19 protein-coding genes are annotated in these 20,410 nt (G+C 66.8%); 2 read left to right on the top strand and 17 right to left on the bottom strand.

Features of this window, described 5'->3' with window-relative positions; all coding sequences use genetic code 11:
* Positions 1 to 2 precede the first annotated feature (2 nt).
* From AABA51_RS01030 to AABA51_RS01015, 4 genes are all read right to left on the bottom strand, one after another.
* Entirely contained in the window at positions 3 to 968 is a 966-nt protein-coding gene (locus tag AABA51_RS01030; protein WP_338273528.1) for a calcium/sodium antiporter, read from the bottom strand.
* A gap of 4 nt (positions 969 to 972) precedes the next feature.
* Positions 973 to 1,164: a hypothetical protein gene (locus AABA51_RS01025; protein WP_338273526.1), complete on the bottom strand. Its 192-nt coding sequence runs from the start codon at positions 1,162 to 1,164 to the stop codon at positions 973 to 975.
* Complete coding sequence (locus AABA51_RS01020) at positions 1,164 to 1,967, bottom strand: S49 family peptidase (RefSeq protein WP_338273524.1); 804 nt, start codon at positions 1,965 to 1,967, stop codon at positions 1,164 to 1,166. Before AABA51_RS01020 ends, AABA51_RS01025 begins: the two co-directional genes overlap by 1 nt.
* A gap of 176 nt (positions 1,968 to 2,143) precedes the next feature.
* A complete protein-coding gene (locus AABA51_RS01015) occupies positions 2,144 to 3,646 on the bottom strand; it encodes a class I adenylate-forming enzyme family protein (RefSeq protein WP_338273522.1) in 1,503 nt (500 codons plus the stop codon).
* Positions 3,647 to 3,769: 123 nt separating this feature from the next.
* Between AABA51_RS01015 and AABA51_RS01010 the strand changes: the two genes are divergently transcribed.
* Positions 3,770 to 4,693 carry a ribokinase gene (locus tag AABA51_RS01010; RefSeq protein ID WP_338273520.1) on the top strand — a complete coding sequence of 308 codons (924 nt, stop codon included), beginning with the start codon at positions 3,770 to 3,772 and terminating at the stop codon, positions 4,691 to 4,693.
* Positions 4,694 to 4,783: 90 nt separating this feature from the next.
* On the opposite strand, the gene AABA51_RS01005 is transcribed toward AABA51_RS01010, so the two are convergent.
* The 12 genes from AABA51_RS01005 to AABA51_RS00950 all read right to left on the bottom strand — a co-directional run bounded on the left by AABA51_RS01005 (position 4,784) and on the right by AABA51_RS00950 (position 17,616).
* Positions 4,784 to 5,671 (bottom strand): hypothetical protein, encoded by an 888-nt coding sequence (locus AABA51_RS01005; RefSeq protein ID WP_338273518.1) that lies wholly within the window; start codon positions 5,669 to 5,671, stop codon positions 4,784 to 4,786.
* 63 nt (positions 5,672 to 5,734) lie between these two features.
* The gene (locus AABA51_RS01000; protein ID WP_338273516.1) at positions 5,735 to 6,043 is read right to left on the bottom strand and encodes a Dabb family protein; all 309 of its coding nucleotides are present in this window, start codon (positions 6,041 to 6,043) and stop codon (positions 5,735 to 5,737) included.
* 3 nt (positions 6,044 to 6,046) lie between these two features.
* Complete coding sequence (locus tag AABA51_RS00995) at positions 6,047 to 7,279, bottom strand: glycerate kinase type-2 family protein (protein WP_338273514.1); 1,233 nt, start codon at positions 7,277 to 7,279, stop codon at positions 6,047 to 6,049.
* Positions 7,276 to 8,289 (bottom strand): LacI family DNA-binding transcriptional regulator, encoded by a 1,014-nt coding sequence (locus tag AABA51_RS00990; protein ID WP_338273511.1) that lies wholly within the window; start codon positions 8,287 to 8,289, stop codon positions 7,276 to 7,278. Before AABA51_RS00990 ends, AABA51_RS00995 begins: the two co-directional genes overlap by 4 nt.
* 9 nt (positions 8,290 to 8,298) lie before the next feature.
* Positions 8,299 to 9,462 carry a dihydrodipicolinate synthase family protein gene (locus AABA51_RS00985; RefSeq protein ID WP_338273509.1) on the bottom strand — a complete coding sequence of 388 codons (1,164 nt, stop codon included), beginning with the start codon at positions 9,460 to 9,462 and terminating at the stop codon, positions 8,299 to 8,301.
* Between the two features lies 1 nt (position 9,463).
* Positions 9,464 to 11,050 (bottom strand): GMC family oxidoreductase, encoded by a 1,587-nt coding sequence (locus tag AABA51_RS00980; RefSeq protein WP_425328837.1) that lies wholly within the window; start codon positions 11,048 to 11,050, stop codon positions 9,464 to 9,466.
* 10 nt (positions 11,051 to 11,060) lie between these two features.
* Positions 11,061 to 11,801, bottom strand: a complete 741-nt coding sequence (locus AABA51_RS00975; RefSeq protein WP_338273505.1) for a 3-ketoacyl-ACP reductase — start codon at positions 11,799 to 11,801, stop codon at positions 11,061 to 11,063.
* Positions 11,798 to 13,273: an FAD-dependent oxidoreductase gene (locus AABA51_RS00970; protein WP_338273503.1), complete on the bottom strand. Its 1,476-nt coding sequence runs from the start codon at positions 13,271 to 13,273 to the stop codon at positions 11,798 to 11,800. Before AABA51_RS00970 ends, AABA51_RS00975 begins: the two co-directional genes overlap by 4 nt.
* A gap of 94 nt (positions 13,274 to 13,367) precedes the next feature.
* A complete protein-coding gene (locus AABA51_RS00965) occupies positions 13,368 to 14,483 on the bottom strand; it encodes an ABC transporter ATP-binding protein (protein ID WP_338273501.1) in 1,116 nt (371 codons plus the stop codon).
* Between the two features lie 4 nt (positions 14,484 to 14,487).
* Positions 14,488 to 15,369, bottom strand: coding sequence for a carbohydrate ABC transporter permease (locus AABA51_RS00960; RefSeq protein WP_338273498.1), 882 nt, complete (start codon positions 15,367 to 15,369; stop codon positions 14,488 to 14,490).
* Entirely contained in the window at positions 15,369 to 16,268 is a 900-nt protein-coding gene (locus AABA51_RS00955; RefSeq protein ID WP_338273496.1) for a carbohydrate ABC transporter permease, read from the bottom strand. Before AABA51_RS00955 ends, AABA51_RS00960 begins: the two co-directional genes overlap by 1 nt.
* Before the next feature lie 97 nt (positions 16,269 to 16,365).
* Positions 16,366 to 17,616, bottom strand: a complete 1,251-nt coding sequence (locus AABA51_RS00950) for an ABC transporter substrate-binding protein (RefSeq protein ID WP_425328828.1) — start codon at positions 17,614 to 17,616, stop codon at positions 16,366 to 16,368.
* A gap of 239 nt (positions 17,617 to 17,855) precedes the next feature.
* On the opposite strand from AABA51_RS00950, the gene AABA51_RS00945 reads away from it, so the two are divergent.
* Entirely contained in the window at positions 17,856 to 18,884 is a 1,029-nt protein-coding gene (locus AABA51_RS00945; protein ID WP_338273493.1) for a LacI family transcriptional regulator, read from the top strand.
* Positions 18,885 to 18,886: 2 nt separating this feature from the next.
* On the opposite strand, the gene AABA51_RS00940 is transcribed toward AABA51_RS00945, so the two are convergent.
* Positions 18,887 to 20,410, bottom strand: coding sequence for an aldehyde dehydrogenase family protein (locus AABA51_RS00940; protein WP_338273491.1), 1,524 nt, complete (start codon positions 20,408 to 20,410; stop codon positions 18,887 to 18,889).

The raw sequence follows: 20,410 nt of genomic DNA, 5'->3' as shown, positions 1-20,410 counted from the left end.
TCCTATGCCAGGACCATCAGAATGTAGGCGACATAGAGCGCGGTGAAGATCACGCCAACCAGACGCCCCATGCCCCAGCGCAGGAAGACGAAGGGCGCAAGCACCGCAGAGGCCGCCAGCATCACCCAGACATCGAAGCGCAGAAGCGCCGGATCGACGGGGATCTGCCCGACAAGGGAGGCCACGCCGATGATGCCCAGAAGGTTGAACATGTTCGAGCCGATGACATTGCCGAGCGCCACATCGGCATGGCGGCGCAGCGCGGCCATGACGGTGGTGGCCAGTTCCGGCAAGGAGGTGCCGACCGCAACAAGCGTCAGGCCGATCACCGTGTCGCTGACCCCGAAGGCCTGCGCGATGCTGACGGAGCTGTCGATCAGCAGTTCGGCCCCGATGGGCAGGCCGATCAGGCCCAGCGCGAGAAAGCCCAGGATCTTCCACCAGGGCATGTCGGGGTCCGCCTCCTCGGGGAGATCGTCGTCGTCTTCTGCCGCTTGGGCATCGGCGGCGGCGGCGCGGCGGTGGGCCTGCACCTCGCGCGCGGAATCGAACAAGATCAGCGCCAGCGCGCCCAGAAGGATCAGGCCCGCCCACCAGCGATAGGGACCCAGAAAGCCCAAGCCCACGAACAGCGCGCTGCCCAGCATCATGAAAAGGAAGCTGCGGCGCGTATCGCTGCCCGTGGCAAGCCCGAAGATCATCGCCGGGATGCCGAGGATCAGCAGCACATTGGCGGTGTTCGAGCCGATCACGTTGCCCAGCGCCAGACCCGGCACGCCATCGAGCACCGCCGTGATCGAGATCAGGAGTTCGGGCGCGGAGGTGCCGAAGGCCACCACCGTCAGGCTGACGATCAGTGCCGGGATGCCGAGCCGGAGGCTGAGGTTGACCGCGCCCTTCACCAGGAGGTCCCCGGCCAGAAGGAGAATGATCAGGCCGAGGCCGGCATAGGCGAATTCCGTGATCAAGATGTCAGCCCTGTTCGTTCTTGCACGTGCGGCAGGGGCCGCCGCGCAGGTTGTAGCGCCCGCAATCGGGGCAAAGTCTGGGTTTGGGCAATCCGCCCGCGCGGTCGCCCCTGCCCCCGATCCGGGGCCAGCGCAGGCGGCCGAACATGGCGAGCACCGCCATGAAGATCAGGAAAAGGCTGACGATCTTGAGCATCACGACAGGCCGTAGCGCGCCCGGAGCGCGCTGTCCTGGAGGGTGCCGGTCAGTTCGGCGGAAAGGCTGGCGCTGAAGCGCTGGAACAGGCCCCGGCGCGGGCCGAAGCGCTGGAAGCGGGTTTTCTTGCCGTAGCGGTCTTTCAGGACCGGGACGATATGGCCGATCCCGTCGGCAAGCCCGAGGTCGACGGCGCGCTGCCCGACCCAGAATTCGCCGGTGAAAAGATCGGCATCCTGCGCCAGCCGTGCGCCGCGGCGAGATTTCACATGGGCGATGAAGCTGTCGTGGATCTGGGACTGGATGGATTTGAGGCGTTCGACATCCTCGGGGCGTTCGGGGCGGAACGGGTCGAGCATCGACTTGTCCTTACCCGAGGTATGGACGCGGCGTTCGATGCCGATGCGCGCGATCGCCTCGTGCAGGCCGAAGCCCGCCGAGATGACGCCGATGGAGCCCACGATGGAGCTTGCGTCGATCCAGATGTCATCGGCGGCGCAGGCCAGCCAATAGCCGCCGGAGGCTGCCACATCCTCGACGAAGGCATGGACGGGGATCTGTTTTTCCTCGGCCAGGCGGCGGATGCGGGCGGCGATGAGCGAGGATTGGGCGGGGCTGCCGCCCGGCGAATTCAGGACAAGCGCGACGGCGGTCGGTTTTCCCTTGGCGAAGGCGCGTTCGATGGCGGGCGCGAGGGCGGCATCGCTGAGTGTGCCGCCACGGTTGGAGGCCGCGATCACGCCCGACAGGGTGATGACCGAGACGAGCGGGTCCTTGGCGATGAACGGAACGAAACGCTTCATAAGGCGCGATGTAGGCCGTGGCGCGGGCGCGAACAAGGCGGGGCCCTCGGGTTTCGGGGACGTTGTGTCGGATGTGCCTGTGGGGGGCTCTGCCCGTTGCTGAGGGTGGGGGCTCCGCCCCCCGGGGCCTTTTGGCCCCTCCCCCCGGGATATTTGGGAAACAGAGAAGCAGGCGGTCAGGGTTCCTCCGCGAGGCGGCGGCGGAGGTCGGTTTTCAGGACCTTGCCGTAATTGTTCTTGGGCAGCTCTTGCAGGGTCACGTAGGCCTTGGGCCGTTTGAAGCGCGCGATATGGGCGAGGCAATGGGCATCGAGCGCTGCCGGATCGGGGGTGGAACCGGGCGTAGGGACGATGAAGGCCACGACCTCTTCGCCCCATTCGGGGGAGGGGCGGCCGATGACCGAAACCTCGTGGATGGAGGGGTGGGTCAGGAGAACCTCCTCCACCTCGCGGGGGTAGATGTTGCTGCCGCCCGAGATGATCACATCCTTGGAGCGGTCGGCGAGGGTGAGGTAGCCATGGGCGTCGAGGCTGCCCATGTCGCCGGTCATGAGCCAGCCGTTGACGAGCGTTTTCGCCGTGGCCTCGGGGTTTTGCCAGTAGCCGGGCATGACGGGGGCGCCGCGCACCATGATCTCGCCGATCTCGCCCCTGGGCAGGGGGGTGCCTGTGGCGTCGCCGATGGCGATTTCCACGAGGCTTTGGGCGCGGCCGACAGAGGCGAGGCGCGCGCGCCAGTTGGGGTGGCTGCGATCCGCGACATCGGCGCGCGAGAGCGCCGTGATCGCCATGGGGCATTCGCCCTGCCCGTAGATCTGCACGAATTTGGGACCGAAGAGCGCCACGGCCTCTTCGATATCGGCGCGATACATGGGGCCGCCGCCATAGACGATGGTGCGGATGCCGCGGCCCTTGCTGCCCATGGCGCGGGCGGCATCGGTCAGGCGGCGGACCATGGTGGGGGCCATGAACATCGAGGTGGGGCCAAGGGTTGCGGAGAGCGCCAGAACCTCGGCAGGATCGAAGCCGCCCGAGGGGGGCACGATGTGGCGCGCGCCCATGCGGACATGGATCGGAGCGTAAAGGCCCGCGCCATGGCTCATCGGGGCGGCATAGAGCGCGGCATCCAAGGGGCTGACCGGATCGACATCGACGGGATAGCAGAGCGAGGTGGCGGCGAGCATGCCATGGGTGATCTGCACCCCCTTGGGCTGGCCGGTGGTGCCCGAGGTGTAGAAGAGCCAGGCCAGATCGCCGGGCGCGCGGTCGGTGATCGGGGCGGGCGCGCCCGTGGTCATGGAGGCGAAGGCGGGGCTGGCGAGCGGGGTCTGCGGCATGTCGGTGTCGGGGGCGAGGCCGGGGCCGAGGAACAGGTGGCGCGCGCCGCTGTCCTGGAGGATGAACGCCGCCTCGCGCGGGTGGAGCTTGGCGTTGATCGGCACGGCGGCGGCCCCGGCGATCCAGATGCCGTAGAGGGCCGTGAGGTAATCGGGGGCATTGCCGGACCAGATCGCGACGCGGTCGCCGGGCAAGATGCCCCTGGCGGTCAGGGCCGTTGCCAGGGCGGCGGCGCGAGCGTGGAAGGTGGCGTAATCGGCCATGAGCCTGTCGCCCAGCATCAGGGCCGGGCTGTCGCCGGCGACTTGCGCGCTGCGGGCGAGCCAATGGGCGATGTTCATGGACCTGTCCCCCCTGTTCCGGCGGGATGTTCCCTTGCAGGGCGCGCGGCTGCAAGGGGGTGCTGGCAGGGCGCGCGCGGGGCGGCTAGGCTGGGGACGCGCGCGCAAGGAGAAGGTCCGCCCATGCCCCATGATATCGTGATCCTTGGCATATTCGTGGCCGATGCGGCGTTCCGCTGTGACGCGCCGCCCCGGTTGGGGGAGACGGTGCTGGGAACGGGGTTCACCCTTGGCCCCGGCGGCAAGGGGTCGAACCAGGCGGTGGCCGCCGCCATGGCGGGGGGCGATGTGGGGTTCCTGACCCGGATCGGGAAAGACACGTTCGGCGCGATGGGGCAGGAGACCTGGGCCCGGGCGGGGGTCCATCCGCTGGCCGTGATCGACGAGAGCCTGCCCACCGGGGCTGCGGGGATATTCGTGGAAACGGGCACGGGCAAGAATGCCATCGTGGTCAGTCCCGGTGCGGCGGGGGCCATCAGCGTGGCGGATGTGGCGGCACAGGCCGAGGCGATCGGACAGGCTAGGGTGGCGCTGACGCAGCTGGAACAGCCGATGGCGGCGGCAGAAGCGTTTTTGCGCGTGGCGCGGGAGGGGGGCGCGATCACGATCCTGAACCCTGCGCCTGCGGCCCCCCTGCCCCAAGGGATGCTGGCGCTTTGCGATTACCTGATCCCGAACGAGGCGGAGGCCGAGGGGTTGACGGGCATTGCCGTGACGGACCGCGACAGCGCGGCGAGGGCTGGGGGCGCATTGCTGGATCAGGGCGTGGGCAAGGCGGTGATCGTGACGCTGGGGGGCGATGGGGCGCTCGTCTGCGATGCGGCGGGCGCGCGGCATGTGCCGCCTATCAACGCAGGGCCGGTGGTGGATACAACCGGCGCAGGCGATGCGTTCAACGGCGGGTTCGCCACGGCGCTGGCCGAAGGGCGGGGGCTGGAGGATGCCTTGCGCTTTGCCACCGCCGTTGCCGCGATCTCGGTCACGCGGGCGGGGGCGGCGGCGGCGATGCCCACCCGTGCCGAGGTAGAGGCGTTGCTGGCGCGCTGAAGCATGTCGCGCAAAAGTGGGAACCGGTTTTGCGCTCCCCGGACATGCGAAGTCAGAAAGAAAAGGAGCGGCGCGTTATCGCGACGCTCTTTAGGGTAGAAGGTTCATCTCGCGCAGGCGGTCGGTTGCGGCGGGGTGCTGCGCCCTTGGCACGAGGTCGAAGAAGCGTTGCAAGATGCCCGGCCATTGCGGGGCGGCGCGCAGGAACATGAAGCGGTGATAGTGCAGGATATGCGCATCGGGCGTCTGGTCGATGGCCGAGCCGCGATGCGACAGCGCGTGGTTCCAGCTTTCGTCCAGCACATGGGCGGTATAGCCGAAGCGCGCGATGGCGAGCGGCAGGGTGATCTGGTCGAGCCAGGGGCGCTTGTTGGCGATCTTGCACTTGTGGTCGAAGTCGAGCGCGGTTTCGAGCCAGTGATCGGCAAAGCGTTTGCCGTCTGGCTGCGCATCCTCGGGCATGGCGACGAGGCCCGCGTTGAAATAGGGCAGGTGTTCGGGCCGGTCGCCGCGCAAGAGGCGGACGCGGGACGTGGGGAGCGGCAGGCCGAAATGGTCATAGGCGCGCTGCCAGCGGTCATCGGGGCCCCATGTGGGCCGCCCCTCGGGTGCTGCGGCGATGTGGGTGGCGGGCAGATCGGCCAATTCCGTCAGGGGTTTGAGGCAGATCATGTCGGTATCGAGAAAGATGCCGCGCCCGGGCCCGCGGTGGTCGGTCGCCGCGACGATCTTGTTGCCATGCGGATAGGGTTTGGCCCAGTTGGGCGATTCCGGCAGGGCGCGCAGGTCGACGCCTGCCTCGGCATAGATGGCGCGGGTGACGGGGCCGACCTGCTCCAGCCAATCGGGGCTGGCATAGGCGTAGAGATGGACATCGCCCCGCCCCCGATGGGCATGGGCAAGGCTTGCCGCCAGAAGCCAGCTTTGCCATTCGAGGCGCTCGCCATCGGCCACGAAGAAGATATGGGTATCGGTCATGCCTGCGCCGCATCCTGCCCGGGTTTCGGCAAAAGATGCCCGCACAACGAAGGTTTGGCCAGTTCAGACCTCGAGATCGGCGACGAAAATCCCGTCGTGACCACCCCGGCAGGCGGCAACCAGCATGCCGCCCGCGCGGATATGGTCGGGGTGCTGTTCATAGGCGAGATGGGCGGCGCGATCGGTGAAATGGACCGAGAAGCCGTAGGTATAGCGCGCCGATTTCCCCTCGAAATCGCGGTTGGGGCCATGGGTGAAGCCGGAGGCACCCGGCAGAGCGTCACAGACGGCGGCAAGGATCGGCATGGCGGCCTTGATCGCGGCCAGCGCCTCGGGCCCGTCGGGGTCCATCAGGACGATATGGTGCAGCATGGTCTAGCCTTCGATCAGGATGGCGCGGAAGTCGTTCACGTTGGTGAGGGTGGGGCCGGTGACGACCTGCCCGCCGATCTTGTAGAAGAAATTATGGGCATCGTTCTGCGCCAGCGCCCCGGCCGCGTCGATGCCTGCGGATGCGGCGCGCGCCAGCGTATCGGGGCCGATGAGCGCGCCCGCGACCTCGGCCGCGCCATCGACGCCATCGGTGTCGCAGGCGATGGCATGGATCCCCGGTGCGCCATCGAGGGCCAGCGCCAGCGCCAGCGCGTATTCGGCATTGGGGCCCCCTATTCCGTCGCCGCGCCGCGTCACGGTCAGCTCACCGCCCGACAGGATCAGGCGCGGACCCTTGGCGGCGCGGGCCAGGGTGGCGTGGATGGTGGCGACCTCGCGCGCCTCCCCCTCCAGCGCGTCGCCGAGGATGTCGACGGCGTAACCCTGCGCGCGGGCCAGATCGGCGGCGGCGGCCAGAGATTGGGCGGGGGCGGCGTAGATCACGTTTTCCACCCGCGACAGGCGCGGATCATCGGGCAGGACCGGGTCACCGCCCGCGCGCAGGAAGGCGTCGATGGAGGGGGGCGGCGTGACGCCCCAGCGGGCGAGCGTGGCCAGCGCGCGGGCCGCATCGCCGCGATGCCCGACCGTGGGGCCAGAGGCGATATCGCCCGGATCATCGCCCGGAACATCCGAGATCATCAGCGCGAGCATCCGTGCGGGATAGGCTGCGGCGGCGAGCCGTCCGCCCTTGACCGCCGATATCTCCTTGCGGATGCCGTTGATGTCGCCGATGGGCGCGCCCGAGGCCAAGAGGCCCTGGGTCAGCGCCTGTTTCTCGGACAGCGTGATGCCGGGTGCGGGCGCACAGAGCAGGGCGGAGCCACCGCCCGAGATGAGGGCGAGGACGAAATCCCCCTCCCCCAGCCCGGACAGGAGGTCGAGCATCCGGCGGGTGGCGGCGACGCCTGCGGCATCGGGGACGGGGTGGGCCGCCTCCACGATCTCGATCCCCTTGCAGGGGCGGGCATAGCCGTAGCGGGTGATGACCAGGCCCTCGCAGGGGCCCCATGCGGCCTCGACCGCTTCGGCCATGCGGGCGCTGGCCTTGCCCGCGCCGATCACGACAACCCGGCCGGGCGGCTTGGGCGGCAGGCGCTGGCCAAGGCTTTGCATCGGGTCGGCGACGGCGACGGCGCGGTCGAACATCGCGCGGAGCAGATCGGGGGGGGTCATTCTGGATGGCCCGTGCTGGACATGCGGGAAACGAGATGGACGGGGCTGCGCAATTCGGGGGCGGGGCGCTGCCCCTCCACCATCCAGGCCAAGAGGCGCGTGGCCGTGTCGCGGGCGAAGCCGGCGATATCGCAAGCGACCGAGGAGAGCGGCGGCCAGGCCTGTTGCGCCTCTTCGATATCGTCGAAGCCGACGACGCGGAATTCCGCCCCGATGGGCCGACCGGCGCGGGCGAAACCGGCCATCAGGCCCAGCGCCACGAGATCGTTGAAACAGATCGCGGCATCGACATCGGGGTGATCGGCGATGAGCTGTCCCGCCGCCTGCATGCCGAAGGCGCGGCTGGATTTGCCGTGGAGCGCGATTTCCTGATGCCCTTCGGATTTCAGCACCTCGCGCCAGCCGGATTTGCGTTCGCGCGTGATGGCGCGGCCCGGCAGCCCCCCGACAAAGGCGATGTTGCGCGCGCCCTGTTCGAGCAGGTGGCGCGCGGCCATGGCGCTGCCGCTGGCATAATCGAAACTGGCGAAGGGAAAGAGATCGGTCCGCTCATCCATCTTGCGCAGCACCTGCATCACCGGCAGGCCGGTGCGCGCCAATTGGTCGAAGGTCTCGGACGCGCCGCCATAGGCGGGCGAGATGACGAGCGCGGACACGCCATGTTCGATCATGGAGCCCACCAGTTTCGCCTGAAGCTCTGCATCCTCGTCGGAATTGGCGATGACGGTGGCATAGCCTTCGGCCGCGAGCGCCATTTGCAGGCTGGTCGCGAATTCGGTGAAAAACGGGTTGCGCAGGTCGTTGATCACAAGACCCACCAGACCCACCGAGGCCGAGCGCAGGTTGGCCGCCGCGCGGTTGTAGACATAGCCGATCTCGGCCATGGCCCGTTCAACGGCGGCGCGGGTTTCGGGGCGCACCTGTTTGGACCCTTGCAGGACCAGGGACACGGTGGATTTCGACACGCCCGCGCGGGCGGCGACATCGAGGATGGTGGGGCGGCGGATCATGCGCCCTAGTTAGCCGCCGATCCCGTGCAAGGCCAAGAGCGATCGCATCCGGGTTTGGGCCAGATCGGGGTCGGACAGGAGCCGCGCCTGATCGGCCAGGCGGTAGACCTGCGCGTAATGCGCAATCTCGCGCGAGGATTGGAAGCCGCCGGGCATGATGAAATGGCTTTGCGTGCCGTTGAGCCAGCTCAGAAAGGCGATGCCCGCCTTGTAGAACCGGGTCGGTGGTTTGAAGATTTCGCGGCTGAGGGGCACGGTGGGCGCGAAGAGCGCGTGATAGGTGGCGCTGTCGCCCATCGCCAGCGCCTCCAGCGCCTGGGAGGCGGCGGGGGCGATGGCGGCAAAGATGCCCAGAAGCGCGTGGGAATGGCGGGTCCCGTCGCCCTCGATCAGGGGGGCGTAGTTGAAATCGTCGCCGGTATAGAGGCGGACACCGGGCGGCAGCTTGGCGCGGAACGATTCCTCGTGCGCCTGATCGAGGAGGCTGATCTTGATCCCGTCGATCTTGGCGGCGTGGCGCGTGATGATGTCGAGGACGACATTGTTGGCCGTCGCGATATCCTGCGCGCCCCAATAGCCGGTCAGGGCGGGGTCGAACATGTCGCCCAGCCAGTGCAGGATCACGGGGTTTGCGGATTCTTCTATAAGTTTTCCGTAAAGCGCGGCGTAATCCTCAGGCCCCGCCTTGATCGCGGGCAGGGCGCGGGTGGCCATCAGGATGATCTGGCCGCCTGCGGCCTCGATCGCCTCCATCTGGGTGCGATAGGCGGCAAGGATCGCGTCAAGGCTGGTGAGATCGGACAGGGTCAGGTGATCGGTGCCCGCGCCACAGGCGACGCGGGGGCGCAGGGGATGGGCCCGCGCCTCGGCCATGGTGCGTTGGATCAATTCGAGCGCGGTGGGCCAATCCACGCCCATGCCGCGCTGCGCGGTATCCATCGCCTCGGCCAGACCCAGACCCTGATCCCAGAGCCGGTGGCGAAAGCCCAGTGTCGCCTCCCAATCGACGGCGGGGCGGCCATCCCACGGGCTGCGTTCGGCCATCGGGTCGCTGATGACATGGGCCGCGGCAAAGGCGGTGCGGGTGAGCGCCACACGGGGGCTGCGCGGGGTCAGCGGGTCGCCCGACAGGCGGTAGTCCTCCAGCGTTCCGGCATAGGTCGGCAGCAGCATCTCAGGCCCTCGCGTCTTGGCGGATCATGTCGGCGGCTTTCTCGCCGATCATGATGGCGGCGGCATTGGTGTTGGAGGAAATGACCTTGGGCATGATGGAATTGTCCACCACGCGCAGCCCCGCGATGCCGTTCAACCGCAGGCGGGGGTCGACCACGGCGGCAGGATCGCTGCCCATCCGGCAGGTGCCCGCGCAATGGTGCGAGGTCTTGGAATGTTCGCAGATGAAGTCGAAATAGTCCTGATCCGTGCGCACATCCGGCCCCGGCAGGCGTTCGGCCAGCACGTAGTTGGCAAGGGGCGCCTGGGCCATGATCTCTTGCGTCAGTTTCAGCCCCCGGATCGACATCTCGCGGTCATGGGGATCGGACAGGTAATTCGGGTCGATCAGCGGGGCCTTGGCCGGATCGCTGGAGGCCAGCCGCACGCTGCCACGCGAGCGCGGGCGCAGGTGGCAGGAATTGAGCGTCACGCCCCCCTGCGGCATGGCCGCGACACCCTTTTCGATGCCGGTGCCAAGGCCGAGATGGAACTGGATATCGGGGGAACGGGCGTCCCGGTCGGCATACCAGAACCCGCCCGTTTCAAAGAGCGAGGAGGCGACCGGCCCCTTGCGCGTCAGCAGGTATTGCAGACCGGCAAGGGCGGCCAAGTGCGGTTTGGCGTAGCGGTCGTAGCTGTAGGGGCCGCTCAGTTCCACGATGCAATAAAGATCGAGGTGATCTTGCAGGTTCTCGCCCACCTGTGGCTGGTCGAGGATCACGTCGATCCCCAGTTCCTGCAGATGATCCGCCGGACCGATGCCCGACAGCTGCAACAGGCGCGGGGAGCCGATGGCGCCGGAGGACAGGATGACCTCGGTCGTCGCGGTGACATGGGTGCCGTCCATCAACTCGACGCCCGTGGCGCGGCCGCCCGTGACCGTGATGCGCCGCACCTGCGCGCCGGTTTTGATGGTCAGGTTCGCCCGCCCCTCGTTCGGGGCGACATAGGCCATCGCGGCAGAGGAGCGGCGCGCGTTGCGCTGGGTCAGCTGGTAATAGCAGACGCCATCCTGTGTTTCGCCGTTGATGTCCATGTTGCGCGGGATGCCGAGGGCGGCGGCCGCCTCGAAATACGCCTCGCAGATCGGCAGGGGGGCGATGGGTTGGGATACGCCCAAGGGGCCGCCCTTGCCGTGGTAGCGGTTGTCGTAGGTGTCGTTGTCCTCGGCCTTGCGGAAATACGGCAGGACATCGTCGTAGGCCCAGCCGTCACAGCCCATCTGCCGCCATTCGTCGTAATCCTGCGCATTGCCGCGCGTGTAGATCTGCGCGTTGAGGCTGGAGCCGCCGCCGATGACCTTGCCTTGGGTATAGTTAAAGACGCGCCCCTTCATGTGGCGCTGCGGCACGGTTTCCCAGCCCCAGGAGCCCAGGCCCTTGGTCATTTTCGCGAAACCTGCGGGCAGGTGATAAAGCGGGTTGCGGTCGCGCCCCCCGGCCTCCAGCAGCAGCACCCGTGCCGTCGTATCCTCGGACAGGCGGCCGGCCAGGACACAGCCCGCGCTGCCGCCGCCGATGATGATGTAATCGAACCCCTCGGCCATGATCGCCCCTTTAGAGCCGGTGAATGGAAAGCCCGCCATCGACGGGGATCACGGCCCCGGTGGCAAAGGCGAAATCGCCGCGCGCAAGCGGCAGGATCACTTGCGCGATATCGGCGGGATTGCCCCAGCGGCGGGCGGGGACAAGGCCATCGGCGATGCGGCTGTCATAGCGGTCGCGGACGGGCGCGGTCATCGGCGTTTCGATGATGCCGGGACGGATGTCGAAGACGCCGATATTCTCGGGCGCAAGCCGCGCGGCAAAGGCTTGCGCCATCATGGCGGCCCCTGCCTTGGAGATGCAGTATTCCGCGCGGTCGGGCGAGACCATCGTGGCAGAGACCGAGGTGATGAAACAGATCGACCGGTAGGGATCGGGCGGCAGGTCACGCATCCGCCGCGCGCAATCTTGTGCAAGAAAGAAGGCACCGCGCAGGTTCACGTCGATGCAGCGGTCGAAACTGTCGGGCTTCATGTCCAAGAGGTCGCCGCGCACCATCGCAGGCACGCCTGCGTTGGAGATCAGCGTCGTGACCGGCCCCACGGCATCGAGCAGCGCGGGGATGGACGCAAGGTCCGTCAGGTCATGCCGGTGATAGGTCGCACCCGGCATCCCGGCCAGGGCGGATTGCACCACCGCCGCCTCCGGCGACAGCTCGGCGGCAAGCGCCACCTGCCAGCCCGCGCCATGGAGCGCTTGCGCGATTCCCAACCCGATGCCCTGCTGCCCGCCGGTGATCAATGCGCGTCTCATGCGGCCTCCTGCGCGATGCGATCCGCCTGCCGCAAAGCCAGCGCCGCGATGGTGAGCGACGGGTTCACCGCCGCCGAGGTCGGCAAGAGCGACGCGTCGCAGATCCAGAGATTGGGGTGATCGTGGCAGCGGCCATAGGAATCTGTCACGCTGGTTGCGGGATCTGCGCCCAGCCGCGCGGTGCCGCATTGATGGGACGGCGTGCTGCGGTCGAAGGGCTTGGACAGAAGCACGGGGAACCCCGCCTTGCGGAGCGCGGTCTTGAGGCGGGCGACCAATGCCTCATGCGCCGCCCAGTTGGAGCGCCGCCAGTCCAGCACGATGTCATCGCCCCGGACCCTGACGCGGCTGTCGGGGTCGGGCAGATCCTCGGACATGACATAGAAATCGATGGCGCGATCCGCGATCAGCTTGGCCAGGGCGCGCGGCAGACCCGTTTGCGCGGCAAGGATCGGGGCGGAAACCCGGCCCAGAAGCTGGATATTGCCCAGCGGTTCCCCCTTGGGTCCGCCGGTCAGATACCAATCGTTCAGCATCAGGGTTTTCTGGTAGATCGACGCGTTGCGGCGGGGCGAGACCGCCAGCAGGGCCGAGGCGTTGTGGTTCATGAAATTGCGCCCGACCTGATCCGAGCGGTTGGCAAGGCCCGTGGGATGATCGGCATTGGCGGATCGCAGGAGCAGCGCGGCGGTGTGCACCGCCCCTGCCGCCAGCACGATACGCGGCGCGGTCAGACGCCCGGCGCTGGTAAGAAGACCGGTGATGCGGTCGCCCTCGGCCTCGATCCGGTGCACGGTGACGCCGGTTTGCAGCCGCACATTGGGGTGCTGCAACGCGAGCGTCAGCGCGGCGGTTTCGGCGTCGAGCTTGCCGCCCGTCGTGTCGGGGAAGGCATCCCAGGGCGTTGCGGCGCGCGCAAGCCAGCGGTCGATGTCGACGGCCAGCGGCAGGGGCGCGGGGTGGAGGCCGACCCCGCGCAGGCGGTGGTCGAGATCGACGATGGCGGGCTCATGCGGGACGGGGGGAAAAAGGTAGTCGGCGGCGCGCGGCGGTTCGGTCGGGTCGATGCCGCCCTGCCCGCGCACCTGATAGAGCGCCTCGGCTTGGGTGTACCACGGCGCGAGCGTGTCATAGGCAAAGGGCCAGCCGGGTGTGGTGCCGCCCATGTGGCGGATGGGGGCGAAATCGGCCTCGCGGTAGCGGATCATCACCGCGCCGTAGAATTTGGAATTGCCGCCGACGCAGGCGTAATTGCCGGGATTGAATCGCGCGCCCTCGGGCGTCAGCCATGTCTCGGCGGGGCGGAAATGGCCCTTGCCAAAGATCGCTGCGGGATCGCGCGCCTCGGCACAATCCTCCAGCCTTTCACCGCGCTCCAGGATCAGGATGCGCAGGCCCGTCGCCGCCAGCCCCGCGGCCAGCGTCGCGCCCCCCATGCCGGAGCCGACGATGATGATATCGGCGTCGCTCACCTGATCCTCCCTGCCCTTGCAACTTAGCTATTGGATCGTTCCAATTCCAGCGGAAAAAATCGCCCGCAGGCCGAGATGACCTGCGGGCGCGGGATCAAGCGATGCGGGTCTCGGTCTCGATGTCGAAGAGCACCGCCTTGTCCATGTTGACCGCGAAATCAAAGGGTTGGCCGGGCCGCACATCGGCATCCGCCCGCATCCGCGCGACGCAATCCTTGCCCGCGAGCGTCATGGTGACAAAGGTGTCGGCCCCGGCGGGTTCGGTCACCCCGACGGTATTGGCCAGCGGCTGGATGTTGCGGGCGTTGCGGTCCGCGCCCTCGGGGTCGGTGATCGCCTCGGGGCGGATGCCCAGCATCACCTCGCGCCCCAGATAGGATCGGGCGGCGGCGGGCGCATGGGGCATGGCCAGCGCGCGTTCGCCGCCATCGGCCCCGGCCATCACGGCATGGGGGATGCCGTTGCGCTCCTCCAGCCGGACCTTGAGGACATTCATCGCGGGGCTGCCCATGAAGGTCGCAACGAACAGGTTGGCGGGGGTGTCGTAGATCTCCTTGGGTGTGCCGAGCTGCTGGACATAGCCGTTGAACATGACCGCGATCCGGGTCGAGAGCGTCATCGCCTCGATCTGGTCATGGGTGACATAGACGATGGTCGTGCCCAGCCGGTGGTGCAGCTTCTTGATCTCGGTCCGCATGTCGACGCGCAGTTTCGCGTCGAGGTTCGACAGCGGCTCGTCAAAGAGGAACACATCGGGGTTGCGCACCAGCGCGCGGCCCATCGCCACCCGCTGACGCTGACCGCCCGACAATTGCCCCGGCTTGCGGTCCAGGAGATGCTCGATCTGCAAGAGCTGGGCCACATCCTTCATCGCCTTTTCCCGCTCGGGCTTGGGCGTGCCATGCATCTCGAGGCCAAAGGTGATGTTCTTGCCCACCGTCATGTTGGGGTAGAGCGCGTAGGATTGGAACACCATCGCGATGTTGCGCCGCGACGGGTGCACGCCGTTCATCACCCGGTCCTTGATCCGGATCTCGCCCGAGGTGATCCCCTCCAGCCCCGCGATCATGTTCAGAAGCGTGGACTTGCCGCAGCCCGAGGGGCCGACGAGGACAAGGAATTCCCCCTCTTCCACGGCGATGTCGACCTTGTGCAGCACTTCGACCGCGCCATAGGACTTGGTGACATTGTCGATGTCGAGAAAGCCCATCGGGTTATCCTTTCACAGAACCCGCCATCAGACCGCGCACGAAATAGCGGCCCGCGACGATATAAACGAGAAGCGTGGGGGCGGCGGCCATGATGGCACCTGCGAAATGCACGTTGTATTCGCGCACCCCCGTGGAAGAGTTGACGAGATTGTTGAGCGCCACCGTCATCGGCGCCCCGCCCCCCGAGGCAAAGGAGGCCCCGAACAGAAAGTCGTTCCAGATATTGGTGAATTGCCAGATGAAGCTGACCGCGATGATCGGCCCCGACGAGGGCAGCATGATCCGCCAGAAGATCTGGAAGAACCCCGCCCCATCGATTTGCGCCGCGCGCACCAGTTCTGTCGGGAAGGCCGCGTAGTAATTGCGGAAATAGAGCGTGGTGAAGCCGATCCCGTAGACGAAATGCACAAGGATCAAGCCCGTCGTCGTCCCCGCCACATCCAGAATCCCAAGGATGCGCGCCATCGGGATCAGCACGATCTGGAACGGGATGAAGCACGAGAACAGCAAGAGGCCAAAGATGATCGTGGCGCCGCGGAAATGCCACTTGGTCAGGACATAGCCGTTCAGCGCCCCCACCACCGTCGACAGGACCACGGCTGGCACGGCCATCACGATGGAATTGATGAAATAGGGGCGCAGGCCCGTCGGCTCGACCCCGATCTGGGCCGTGGACCATGCCGACAGCCAGGGCGCGATCGTCCAATCCTGCGGCAGGGCGATCATGTTGCCGCCGGTGATTTCCGACAGGGGTTTGAGCGAGTTCACCAGCATGATGCCGAAGGGCAAAAGGTAGAACAGCGCGAACAGGAGCAGCACGAGATAGATGAACACCCGCGCGGCATTCGAGGACCGGATCGCGGTTTCGGTGGATGCGACAGCCATCACTTCTTCTCCCGCAGTTCGGCGTAGAGGTAGGGGACCATGATCGCGGCGATGGTCATCAGCATGATGACCGCCGAGGCAGCACCGATCCCCATCTGGTTACGCGTGAAAGTGTAGGAATACATGAAGGTCGCAGGCAGCGCCGTGGCATTGCCGGGGCCCCCACCCGTCAGCGCGATGACAAGGTCATAGGACTTGATCGCGAGATGGCTCAGGATCACGAAGGCCGACAGGAAGGCGGGGCGCAGCTGCGGCAGGATGATCCGGCGATAGAGGTTCCAGTTCGACGCGCCATCCATTTGCGCGGCCTTGAGGATCTCGTTGTCGATCCCGCGCAGGCCCGCAAGAAACATCGCCATGACAAAGCCCGAGGATTGCCAGACGGCGGCGATGACGATTGTATAGATCGCCATCTCGCGGTCCTTGATCCAGTCGAAGGTGAAACTTTCCCAGCCCCAGAGCTGCATGGTGTTTTCCAGCCCGATGGCCGGGTCGAGAAACCATTTCCACGCCGTCCCCGTGACGATGAAGGACAGGGCCATCGGATAAAGGAAAATGGGGCGCAACACGCCCTCGCCCCGGATCTTCTGGTCGAGCAGGATGGCCAGGGTCAGGCCGATCAGCGTGCAGATCACGATGTAGAGCGAGGCAAAGATCGCAAGGTTCGTCAGCGCGACATTCCATTCGCGCACCCGGAACAACCGGTCGTAATTGTCGAAACCCACCCAGCCATAGGACGGCAGCATCCGGCTGTCGGTGAAGCTGAGGTAGATGGTGAAGGCGATGAAGCCGTAGACGAAGACCAGCATGATCGCCAGCGACGGGGACAGCACCAGCTTGGGCAGCCATTCCTGCAACCGCGTGCGGAAATCCGCGCCCGTGTCGGTCGTTGTGGCCATCGGCCCCTCTCCCCCTTTGCGGCGACTGGAAACCGGGCCCTGCGCCCGGAGAAAATGAACCGGCCCCGCAAGGGGGGCCGGTCCGAAACGCCCGTGATTACTGGGCGATCTCGACAGCCGTCACCAGTTCGGCGGCGGCGGTTGCGGCGTCATACTCGCCGTTGAAATGCGCGGTGATCACGTCATACATCGCGTTCTGCACGGCGGGCGGGTTGGCATGGCCATGCGCCATCGACCCGAAGAGGCCACCGTTTGCCGCAGCTTCGGCCAGCTGCGCCATGCCCATCTGGCCACAAGCGTCGAACTGGTCCGAGGGGATGTCGGTGCGCGCGGGCACCGAGCCCTTGACGAGGTTGAAGGCGACCTGGAATTCCGGGCTCAGCACGGCCGAGGCCATGGCGAGCTGGGCTTCCTGGGCTGCCGGGTCGCTCACGTTGAACATGGCGAACTGGTCGGAGTTGAAGGTGACGGTGCCTTCGGTGCCGGGCACGCGGAAGCACTGGAATTCGTTGCCGGCGGTCAGGCCCGCATTGACGAATTCACCCTTGGCCCAGTCGCCCATGATCTGGAACAGCGCTTCGCCGTTGATGACCATCGCGGTGGCGAGGTTCCAGTCGCGGCCCGAGAAGTTGTCATCGACGAAACCACGCAGCGTTTCCATGCGCTGGAACGCTTCGACCATCGTGTCCGACCCCAGCGCTGCGGGGTCCAGGTCGACCATCGCGGCCTGGTAGAAGTCCGGCCCGCCGACGCCCATCACCATCGAATCGAAGATGGTCGCGTCCTGCCAGGCCTGACCGCCATGGGCGAGCGCCACGTGGCCTGCGGCCTCGGCGGCTTCCATCGCGGCGACGAATTCGTCCCAGCTGGTCGGCTGTTCGATGCCCAGCTCCGCCATCAGCGCGCTGTTGGCCCAGACCCAGTTGGTCGAGTGGACGTTCACAGGGGCGGCAACCCAGTGGCCGTCATAGGTCGAGAACGCCTGAAGCGCTGCGGGAACCACGTCGTTCCAGCCCTGTTCGGCGGCCAGCGCGTCAAGGTTGGCCAGCGCGCCTTCGGCGGCCCAATCCTGGATCGAGAAGCCGAGCATCTGAACGGCGGTCGGTGCATCGCCTGCGGTGACGCGAGCGCGCAGAACGGTCATGGCGTCAGAGCCGCCGCCCCCTGCGACGGGCATGTCCTGCCAGCCGATGCCGCCAGCGGCCAGCGTGTCGCGCAGCGTGCCCACGGCGGCAGCTTCGCCACCGGATGTCCACCAGTGCAGCACCTCGACCTCCTGGGCTGCGACCGCCGTGGTCGACAGCGCCAGAATGGCGGCGCTCATGTGCAGTTTCTTCATCATGGTCATGTTTCGGTTCCTCCCTGATTGACCACGCCCTTACGGGCTTGCGTAAATTAAAACGTTATAATTTGGCCTTCCGTCAACTGATAATTTTCGACGGGGGCGCATGGCAAACCCACAAAACGCCCTGCATATGCAGCATTTTTCTGCATCGCGGCATTTTCATGTGCAACGGTTTTCATGTTGAAACGTTTGAAATGCCTGTCAATATGGCCAAGCTCCAACCACAGGCCCGGCAACGCCCGATGACCGACGACAGCAGCCTTTCCGCCCTGCATGGGCATGGCGAAAAACCCACCCTGCGCACGCTGGCGCAGGCCACGGGCTTTTCGGTGGCGACCGTATCGCGGGCCCTGGCCGATGATCCGCGAATCGCCGCCAAGACCCGCGCGACGGTCGCCGAGATGGCCAAACGGCTGGGCTATATCCCCGACCGCGCCGCGCGCCGCCTGCGCACGGGCCGGACGCAGGTGATCTCGCTTCTGCTCAACACCGAGCATGAATTTCTCGGCTTCACCCATGAATTCCTGACCGGCATCACCGAGGTTCTGGCCGGCACCGGCTATTCCGTCACGGTCGTGCCCGACCACCCCGGCGATGACCGGCTTGCGCCCGTGCGCACGATCTTGCGCAACAACCTTGCCGATGGGCTTTTGTTCACCCGGACCGAAGCCTTCGATCCCCGTGTGCGCCTGCTGATGGAGGCGGATTTCCCCTTTGTCAGCCATGGCCGCACCGAATTCACGGCACCGCATCCTTGGGTCGATTACGACAACGAAACCTTTGCCCGTCAGGCCGTGGCCCATCTGGTGGCCAAGGGGCGGCGGCGCATCTGCATGGTGCTGCCGGGCGACCAGTTCACCTTTGCCCAGCATCTGCGCTACGGCTTCGTCTCCGCCGCGCGGGAGGCGGGCATCGCCCACGAGATCGTGCCGGGTATCACGCTCGACAGCCCCACCGCCGCGATTTCCGCCGCCCTGGCCGAGGCGCGGCGCGGCCCCAACCCGCCCGATGGCTATGTCTGCGTGGGCGAGGTGACGGCGCTGGTGGCGCTTGCGGCGCTGGCCGATACCGGGGCGGTTCATGGCGTCGATGCCGATATCGTGGCCAAGCGCGCCTCGCCGATCTTCGACAATATCCGCCCCCGCATCGGGACCGTGTTCGAGGATCTGCGCGCCACGGGCCGCGCCATGGCGGAAATGCTGCTCAGGCGCATGGCAGGCGAACCGCCCGAGCGGCTCAACCGGCTGTTCCAGCCCGATCCGCCGCGCTAGGCTCATGCCACCCAGGCCCCGCGCGTCTGGCCGATGCGCATCTGCACGGTCTTGACCTCGAGGAATTCCTCCAGCCCGTAGCGGCCCAGCTCGCGCCCCTGCCCGCTTTCCTTGAACCCACCAAAGGGCAGTTCCGCGAACCCGTCCATCCAGGTGTTGGTCCAGATTGTCCCCGCCCGCACCCGGCGCATGAAATCCAGACAGGTGGAGACATCGCGGCTCCAGACCCCCGCCGACAGGCCATAGGCCGCGTCATTGGCAAGCGCGATGGCCTCGTCCGCCGTGCGAAAGGTCAGGACCGACAGGACCGGGCCGAACACCTCTTCGCGGGCGATGGCCATCTCGGGGCGGACATCGGTGACGATGGTGGGCTGGTAGAATTGCGCGCCCAATCCCCCCACGGGCAGCGCCGCACCGCCCAGCGCCACGCGCGCGCCTGCCGCCACCGCACCCCGGACATAGCCGTCGATCTTGTCCAGATGCTCGGGCGAGATGATCGCGCCCACCTGCGTGCGCGGATCGAGCGGATCGCCAAAGGGCACCTTGCGGCTGAGCGCCACGATCTTGTCGACCAGTTCGGCGGCGACATCTTCGTGGACGATGATCCGGCTGCCCGAATTGCAGCATTCGCCCGCGTTGAAATAGACGCCAAAGGCGATGGCATCGGCGGCCTGATCCAGATCGGCATCGGCAAAGATGACCTGCGGGTTCTTGCCCCCCAGTTCCAGTGACACTTTCTTGAGCGTTGCGGAGGCTGCGGCGGTGATCCGTTTGCCAACGCCGGTCGATCCGGTGAAGGACACCATGTCGACGCGGGCATCCGTCGACAGCACCTCGCCCACCGGGTCGCCATAGCCCAGGACGATGTTGCACACGCCCTGGGGCAGGCCCGCTTCTTCTAGAAGTTCACCCAGCATCACGGTCGTGCCCGGTGTCAGTTCCGAGGGTTTGACCACTGCCGTGCAGCCCGCCGCGAGCGCAAAGGGCAGCTTTTGCGAGATGATGAGAAACGGGAAATTCCAAGGGGTTATGAGCGACACCACCCCGATGGGTTCCTTCAGCACCAGCCCCAGCATGTCGGGACCAAGGCTGTTGTGGCTTTCGCCCGATTGCGTGCGCGCCAATGCCGCCGCATAGCGCCAGATATCGGCGGCGCCCTCGATCTCGGCCATGGCCTGCGCGATGGGTTTGCCGGATTCCAGCACCTCCTGCCGGGCGATCTTGGCGCGGTCGCGGTCGATCAGGTCGGCGACCTTGAGCAGAAGCGTCGCCCGCTCCTTGCCCGAGGTTTTGGGCCATGCGCCTGTATCGAAAGCGTTTCTTGCCGCAGCGATGGCAGCCTCGGCCTCAGCCCTGCCGCCCTTGGCCGCGACCGACACCGCCACGCCATGCGCGGGCGAGCGCCGTTCGCTTGTCGCGCCATCCGCGCTATCGACCCACGCGCCGCCGATCCAATGCCGCAAGCGCAGCGGCGCAGCCGGCAGATCGGCGGCATTGGTGGCGGGGATGACGGTCAGATCCAGCAT

Origin of the sequence: Roseicyclus marinus (genome assembly GCF_036322625.1) — a bacterium.
In the GTDB taxonomy this organism is placed as follows: domain Bacteria; phylum Pseudomonadota; class Alphaproteobacteria; order Rhodobacterales; family Rhodobacteraceae; genus Roseicyclus; species Roseicyclus marinus_A.
Note: the sequence above shows the minus strand (reverse complement) of the source record. Positions and strands in the feature narration are given on the sequence as shown.